This window comes from Vibrio scophthalmi LMG 19158 (assembly GCF_000222585.1).
Taxonomy (GTDB): domain Bacteria; phylum Pseudomonadota; class Gammaproteobacteria; order Enterobacterales; family Vibrionaceae; genus Vibrio; species Vibrio scophthalmi.
In genome coordinates, this window is the sequence record NZ_AFWE01000172.1 from 1 (window position 1) to 7393 (window position 7393).

At 44.9% G+C, this 7393-nt stretch carries 6 protein-coding genes; 2 read left to right on the forward strand and 4 right to left on the reverse strand.

What is annotated here, in order from left to right; translation table 11 throughout:
* Positions 1-201 precede the first annotated feature (201 nt).
* Positions 202-2034 (reverse strand): glutamine--fructose-6-phosphate transaminase (isomerizing), encoded by a 1833-nt coding sequence (gene glmS / locus RH88_RS13340; protein WP_005596848.1) that lies wholly within the window; start codon positions 2032-2034, stop codon positions 202-204.
* 51 nt (positions 2035-2085) lie between these two features.
* On the reverse strand, positions 2086-2847 hold the full coding sequence (locus RH88_RS13345) for a DeoR/GlpR family DNA-binding transcription regulator (protein ID WP_005596849.1): 762 nt from the start codon (positions 2845-2847) through the stop codon (positions 2086-2088).
* Positions 2848-3315: 468 nt separating this feature from the next.
* Between RH88_RS13345 and pykF the strand changes: the two genes are divergently transcribed.
* A complete protein-coding gene (gene pykF / locus RH88_RS13350; RefSeq protein WP_005596851.1) occupies positions 3316-4728 on the forward strand; it encodes a pyruvate kinase PykF in 1413 nt (470 codons plus the stop codon).
* 151 nt (positions 4729-4879) lie between these two features.
* Here the strand turns inward: pykF and RH88_RS13355 are convergent, their stop codons facing one another.
* Positions 4880-5575, reverse strand: coding sequence for an oxidative stress defense protein (locus RH88_RS13355; protein WP_005596853.1), 696 nt, complete (start codon positions 5573-5575; stop codon positions 4880-4882).
* A gap of 109 nt (positions 5576-5684) precedes the next feature.
* Positions 5685-6581: a LysR family transcriptional regulator ArgP gene (locus tag RH88_RS13360; protein WP_005596855.1), complete on the reverse strand. Its 897-nt coding sequence runs from the start codon at positions 6579-6581 to the stop codon at positions 5685-5687.
* A gap of 144 nt (positions 6582-6725) precedes the next feature.
* Here RH88_RS13360 and RH88_RS13365 point away from each other — a divergent pair, with 144 nt between their 5' ends.
* The gene (locus RH88_RS13365) at positions 6726-7355 is read left to right on the forward strand and encodes a LysE/ArgO family amino acid transporter (RefSeq protein ID WP_005596857.1); all 630 of its coding nucleotides are present in this window, start codon (positions 6726-6728) and stop codon (positions 7353-7355) included.
* Positions 7356-7393: the final 38 nt, after the last annotated feature.

Sequence of the window (7393 nt, forward strand, 5' to 3'; positions counted from 1 at the left end):
ATGGCTAAAGTGTGAAGCCGATAATTTGGGGCGTCAAATCCCCCGTAGAATGGCAGAGGAAAAAGAAGCAACGACAGGATATATACGCCTAAAAGCAAACGAATAAAGGCGGATTAATAATTGAGATAAACTTTGATTAACGAGCCATAAAATAAAAGGCAATACCGCTCATGCTCGATACTGCCTTTTTGTAGAATAAACTTACTCTACGGTCACCGCTTTAGCCAGATTGCGCGGCTGATCGACATCAGTGCCTTTGATCAAAGCGACATAGTAAGAAAGCAACTGCATCGGAATGGTGTAATAAATTGGTGCCGTAATCTCGCTAACATGCGGCATGGTGATGATCTTCATCGTATCATCCGCTTCAAAGCCCGCCTCTTGATCTGCAAATACGTACAGCAAGCCACCACGCGCACGCACTTCTTCGATATTTGATTTCAGCTTTTCAAGCAGCTCATTACTTGGTGCGACCACAACAACCGGCATATCAGCATCAATCAGCGCCAGTGGGCCATGTTTAAGCTCACCGGCAGCGTAAGCTTCCGCATGAATATAGGAGATCTCTTTTAATTTCAGTGACGCTTCCACCGCAATCGGGTAGAACTCACCACGGCCTAAAAACAGCGTATGGTGTTTGTCGGCAAAATCTTCGGCTAATGCTTCAATCTCTTTTTCAAAAGACAAAGCTTGGTTGATCTGATTTGGTAGCGCGTGCAACGCTTCTACAATCTCTTTCTCGCGCGCTTTATCAATACGACCTTGTTGTTTGGCCAATGCCGTTACCAACATCAGTAATGCGGCAAGTTGAGTGGTAAATGCTTTGGTTGATGCAACGCCAATCTCAACGCCTGCGCGAGTCATAAAGGCAAAATCCGATTCACGCACTAACGATGAACCCGCCACATTACAAATCGTCATTGCCGCCATGTAGCCTTTTTCTTTAGCCAAGCGCAGCGCCGCTAGCGTATCAGCCGTTTCACCAGATTGAGACAAGGTGATCAACAAACTATTAGGACGGGTAACGAACTTGCGGTAACGAAATTCCGAGGCGATCTCGACATCACAGCTGACACCGGCAATATCTTCAAACCAATAACGTGCTACCATGCCAGCATTGTAAGACGTACCACAAGCGACAATTTGGACATGCTCTACTTTGCTAAGAATCTCTTTGGCATTCACACCAATCGCATCGGTTACGACTGAATCCGCAGTCACGCGCCCTTCCATGGTATTAATTAACGCGGTTGGCTGCTCATAGACTTCTTTTTGCATGAAGTGGCGATACTGACCTTTGTCACCAGCATCGTGCTCTGCTTTTGATTCAGCAATTTCGCGTTCAACACGCTCACCAGAGCTATCAAACACCGTCACTTCGCGGCGAGTAATCTCTGCGACATCGCCCTCTTCTAAATACATAAAGCGACGCGTCACGTTGAGTAAAGCCAACTGATCAGACGCTAAGAAGTTCTCTCCTACCCCGAAGCCAATCACAATTGGACTACCGGAACGGGCGACCACAACACGGCTCGGATCTTTACGATCCATCACCACCGTACCGTAAGCACCTTGTAGTTGCTTGGCGGTTTTTTGCAGCGCTTCAATCAGTGATGGGGTGCTGCGACGTTCCCATTCAACCAAGTGGGCAATCACTTCAGTATCGGTCTGCGACTCAAACACATAACCACGCTCGCGTAACAAACTGCGCAATTCTTCGTGGTTTTCGATGATGCCATTGTGTACCACGGTTATATCACCCGACTGATGTGGGTGCGCATTCACTTCTGATGGTTCACCATGCGTCGCCCAACGCGTATGCGCAATCCCAGTACCACCAATCACTTGAGCGGCATCCACTGCATCAGCCAACTCTTGCACTTTACCTAAACGACGAATACGGGTGAGATGTGCATCAGCATCGACGACAGCAATTCCCGCTGAGTCATAGCCACGATATTCTAAACGTCGAAGTCCTTCGACAAGAATTTCAGCCACATCGCGCTGTGCCACTGCACCTACGATTCCACACATAATTAACTCCAATTAATTCCAGAGGGCAGCAAGCAAAGGCCCTGAAGGGTGTTACGCTAAAATCACTTTTATGTCGCGTGATTCAATTAGCTGTTTGTCGTCTGAGGACAGATCTTTATTAGTTACCAAGATGTCTATCACATCCCAGCTCAGTTCTAAATTGGGGATCTTGCGGCCGATCTTTTCCGATTCAACCATCACAATCACTTCTCGCGAGACTTCTGCCATCACCTTGCTTAAGCCAACCAGTTCATTAAAGGTGGTTGTGCCACGCTCAAGATCAACGCCATCCGCACCAATGAATAACTGATCAAAATCGTACGATCGCAATACCGTTTCAGCGACTTGGCCTTGAAACGATTCTGAATGAGCATCCCACGTTCCGCCGGTCATCAATAAATGCGGCTCGCTTTCCAACTCATTCAGCGCATTAGCAACGTTGAGTGAATTGGTCATTACCACTAATCCACGTTTATCATTCAACTGCTGGATCAACGCGGTGGTTGTGCTGCCGCTGTCGATCACAATGCGATTATGGTCGCGAATGAGTTTTGCCGCTGAGATCGCCAACTCCATCTTACGAATCGAAACTTTTTCGCCAATTTCATCACTCATCACTTCCGATGGCAGCGCTATCGCCCCACCATAACGGCGCAATAATTGACCATTTTTTTCTAACGAGGCTAAGTCCTTTCTAATGGTGACTTCTGAGGTTTCAAACTTTTGCGATAGTTCTTCAACACTCACTTCGCCTTTTTCATTTACCAGGTTAGAAATGGCATGTCTTCTGAGTTGTGTGTTTCGTTTCGACATTTTATTTTCATGATTAAGTTTCGATTTGAAAGTTATTATAGTCAAGTCGAAACTTATTCGTCCATTTATTTCGATCCAAAAAATTATTATTTAGCGATAAAACCTTGTCCTAAGACAACTCTTAAGCAGTGATATTGAAGTCATTCGGTGGTAGAATTCGCACCCGAAAAGAAAATAAATTACAGAAAAGAACGTTATTTTTTTGCAATGTTAAGCAGCTAAAGTGGCCTTAGTCACAAAAAATAGCAAAAAAACGGCGAAAAAACGGTCATAAAATGACTAAAAGTAACGAAAGACTTTCAGAACTGAAGTGGACACAAAGCGTACTACACTGATAGCTTGCAGGCACAAAATGCATCTAAATCAGCGACTACTTCAGACAAGCCGAATGTTCGATTGTAACCATCAACATTCATGCAATAACCGAAATTAAATTGTAACTATCTTATTTACCGGAGAGTATCTTCCATGAAAAAGACCAAAATCGTATGTACGATTGGCCCTAAAACTGAATCTGTAGAGAAGCTAACTGAACTTGTAAACGCAGGCATGAATGTAATGCGTCTTAACTTCTCTCACGGTAACTTCGCGGAGCATGAAGCTCGTATCGTGAACTTCCGTAAAGTAATGGAAGTAACTGGCAAGCAACTATCTATCCTTCTAGACACTAAAGGTCCAGAAATCCGCACTATCAAACTAGAAGGCGGCAACGACGTTGATCTAGTAGCGGGTCAAGAATTCACTTTCACTACTGACGCAACTGTTGTTGGTAACAAAGATATCGTAGCGGTAACTTACCTTGGTTTCGCAACTGACCTATCTGCTGGTAACACTATCCTAGTAGACGACGGTCTAATCGAAATGGAAGTTATCTCTACTACTGAAACTGAAGTTAAGTGTAAAGTTCTTAACAACGGCGCACTAGGCGAAAACAAAGGTGTTAACCTTCCTGGCGTTTCAGTTCAACTTCCAGCTCTATCTGAAAAAGATAAGAACGACCTTAAATTTGGTTGTGAGCAAGGCGTTGATTTCGTTGCAGCTTCTTTCATCCGTAAAGCATCTGACGTTCAAGAAATCCGTGAAGTTCTAACCGCTAACGGCGGCGAGAACATCCACATCATCTCTAAAATCGAAAACCAAGAAGGCGTTGATAACTTCGACGAAATTCTTGAGCTTTCTGACGGCATCATGGTTGCTCGTGGCGACCTAGGTGTTGAAATCCCAGCTGAAGAAGTAATCTTCGCTCAGAAGATGATGATCGAGAAATGTAACCGTGCACGTAAAGTTGTTATCACTGCAACTCAAATGCTTGATTCTATGATCAACAACCCACGTCCAACTCGTGCAGAAGCGGGTGACGTTGCGAACGCAATCATGGACGGTACTGACGCAGTAATGCTTTCTGGCGAAACGGCTAAAGGTAAGTACCCTGTTGAAGCAGTAACTATCATGGCTCAAATCGCGAACCGTACTGATGGTGCTCTTAAAGCAGAACTAGGTTCTCGTCTAGACAGCCCACGTCTACGTATCACTGAAGCAGTATGTAAAGGCGCAGTAGACACAGCTGAGAAACTAGCAGCTCCTCTAATCGTTGTTGCGACTGAAGGCGGTAAATCTGCTCGTTCAGTACGTAAATACTTCCCAACTGCAAACATCCTTGCGCTTACAACTAACACTAAGACTGCTGCTCAGCTAGTTCTTACTAAAGGTGTTCGCCCTGTTGTTGTTGATTCAATCAGCAGTACTGATGAGTTCTACGTAAACGGTAAAGAAATCGCTCTACAATCTGGCCTAGGTAAGAAAGGCGACATCGTAGTAATGGTTTCTGGCGCACTAGTCGCTTCAGGCACAACTAACACGGCTTCTGTACACGTTCTATAATTAGACGCTGACAGTAACAAGATTCGAAAGAGGGCTCCGGCCCTCTTTTTTTTCGCTCATTTTTTGTCGTTTGAAATGCTTCATGACTCCTTCGAGCAAAAAAAAAGAGCTGGCATCACGCCAACTCTCTTCATTTGAATATGATCAAATATCACTTCTCTAAACGATAGACCACATCCACTTGGTCGCGAATAACCAAGGTGGAATCTTGATAACCATTTGATTCGGCTTTCATATCCATGCTCATTGCTCGCATCAGCACTGGCTGAGGATTACGCGCGTTGTAATTAATTTGCCACACCGAACCGAGTTCGCGATCAAAGCCTGCCGCTAAAGAACCGGCTTTACTTTGCGCATCTTTAATTGCCGCTAAACGAGCTTGTTGTAGATATTTCGCTTCATCTTTTACTTTAAGACTGATGTTGTTTACTTGGTTGATACCTGAGCTCAACGCAATATCTAAATAGCTATTGAGGTTCTCAAGTTGATCAACCGTGACCGTAATCGTTCGGCTCGCGCGATAACCCACTAACTCTGGTTGACCATTCTTAGGATAAGTATATTGAGGGGCCAGGTATAGATTGGTGCTGGTGATACTATCTGCCGCAACACCTTTTGCTTTTAGCGCGGTTAAAAATGTGGCGACCGCTTTATCAACACTCTGCTTAGCCTGTTCTGCCGTCATAGTGGTTTCCACCACTTTTACCGAAAACTCAGCCATATCAGGCTTAGCGACGACTTCGCCATAACCTGTGGTTGAAAGATGAGGAAAATCCAATCCGTTTGCCGACACAGCAAAACTTACGCTAGCCGCTAAGGCCGCCATTACTAACGCTACCTTTTTCATGCCTATCACCTTATGAATATCGTTGATCAATACATCATAAGTTAAATCTGTCTGTTCGCCAGTCATGAAAGGACAAACTGACAATAATTTAACCTACGATTGTACTGATTTAGCTTGGTAATATTTCATGAGCATGTTCAATAATCGCCTGTGACAATAGTTTTAGAACCCCCGTTTCTAGCTGCCAGTGATGCCAGTAAATTCGGTGGGAAAGAATAAAATCAGGGGTAATGTTAATCAGACTCCCGCAGGCTAGTTCATCCTCGATCTGCAGCTTGGGAATCAAACAGTAGGCAACACCACTTAACGCTAGCTTCACGAAGGCTTCAGAGCTGCGCACGGTATGTTTAAGCACACTGCCCTTAGGTAAGTTAAAGTGCTGGTGGATAAAACGATCATTCATATCATCGTGATGGTCAAAGGCAACGGTTGGCGCATTTTGCAATGACTCTCGATTCACCCCTTGAGCAAAATATTGCTGATAAAACTCAGGACTAGCCACACACAAATAATCCACCCGACCAAGGTAATCGGCATCACAACCAGCAATTGATTGTGACTCTAAGCTAATCGCCCCCGCCACTTCTCCACTGCGCAATTTGTCTAGGGTTCGGCCTTCATCGTCGACAATTAAATTCAACGCAATCCGCTTTTGCTTGAGAATGCTGGTGAGACTCGGTAGCAACCAAGTTGCAAGGCTATCAGCGTTAGTAGCAAGTGAGACCTCCAGAGGCTTGCTCGTCGCCTCATTCATTAGCTCGGGGATAAACTCACTTTCCAGCAAGCGCACTCGGCCATAGAGCCCAAGCAGCTTTTTACCGATCGGTGTCGGGCGCGGCGGCAATTCACGGATCAAAGCGGGTTGGGCAAGGAACTTTTCTAACTGCTTAATACGTTGGGAGATGGCCGATTGTGAAACATAAAGCGATTCAGCCGCTCGTTCAAAACTGCCTAGCTGCACAATTGCCTCAAGTGCTTCGACCCATTTATAGTCCAATCCGCGCATGTTCCTGCCTCCTGATTCCATCTCAAATTCTACTTTAGACGCATCATAAGCATTACTTATGTTGAATTAAAATCATTAAATATACTTATTTCTGTACACCGCTTATCTTGCTCGCATTAATGACAAATAACCGGAGAGAAGATTGTGAATTTATGGGTATTACTGCAAGGATTTGGACTAGGAGCAACGATGATCATTCCGATCGGTGCGCAGAATGCTTATGTTCTCAATCAGGGTATCAAGCGCCAACATCACCTAACCACGGCGATTACTTGTAGCCTGCTTGATGCGTTATTTATCTCCCTCGGTATCTTTGGTGGTGGCGCGCTCATTTCCAAAAGTGAGTGGTTACTCACTTCAGTAACACTTGGTGGTATTGCCTTTCTGACTGTTTATGGCTGTTTATCATTAAAAAGTGCTTTCCGAGATCCGGCAAAGCAAGAGCACGCAGGCCACGTCTTAGCGCGCGGTCGCCGTACCGTGATTCTGGGTGCGTTAGCTGTCACGGTATTAAACCCACACCTCTATTTAGATACGGTTGTCATTTTGGGCTCTATCGGCGGGCAATTTGAAGGGCAAGATCGCATTTCATTCGCGATTGGTACCATCATGGCTTCTTTTGTGTGGTTCTATTCACTATCACTCGGTGCGGCCAAGTTAGGTCCTACGTTATCAAAACCGAAAGTGAAAAAAGGCATCGATATAATGGTTGCCGCCATGATGTTCTTTATCGCCTCACTTCTGGCCAAGCAGCTGATCATTCAATACTGGTAATTGCTTATGTTTAGTGATTAAACATAGATGAAAAAAAA

What these genes read in the sequence shown, in the direction of transcription:
- glmS (WP_005596848.1), bottom strand. Translation starts at nt 2,034, where the DNA reads ATGTGTGGAATCGTAGGTGCAGTGGCACAGCGCGATGTGGCTGAAATT.
- RH88_RS13345 (WP_005596849.1), bottom strand. Translation starts at nt 2,847, where the DNA reads ATGTCGAAACGAAACACACAACTCAGAAGACATGCCATTTCTAACCTG.
- pykF (WP_005596851.1), top strand. Translation starts at nt 3,316, where the DNA reads ATGAAAAAGACCAAAATCGTATGTACGATTGGCCCTAAAACTGAATCT.
- RH88_RS13355 (WP_005596853.1), bottom strand. Translation starts at nt 5,575, where the DNA reads ATGAAAAAGGTAGCGTTAGTAATGGCGGCCTTAGCGGCTAGCGTAAGT.
- RH88_RS13360 (WP_005596855.1), bottom strand. Translation starts at nt 6,581, where the DNA reads ATGCGCGGATTGGACTATAAATGGGTCGAAGCACTTGAGGCAATTGTG.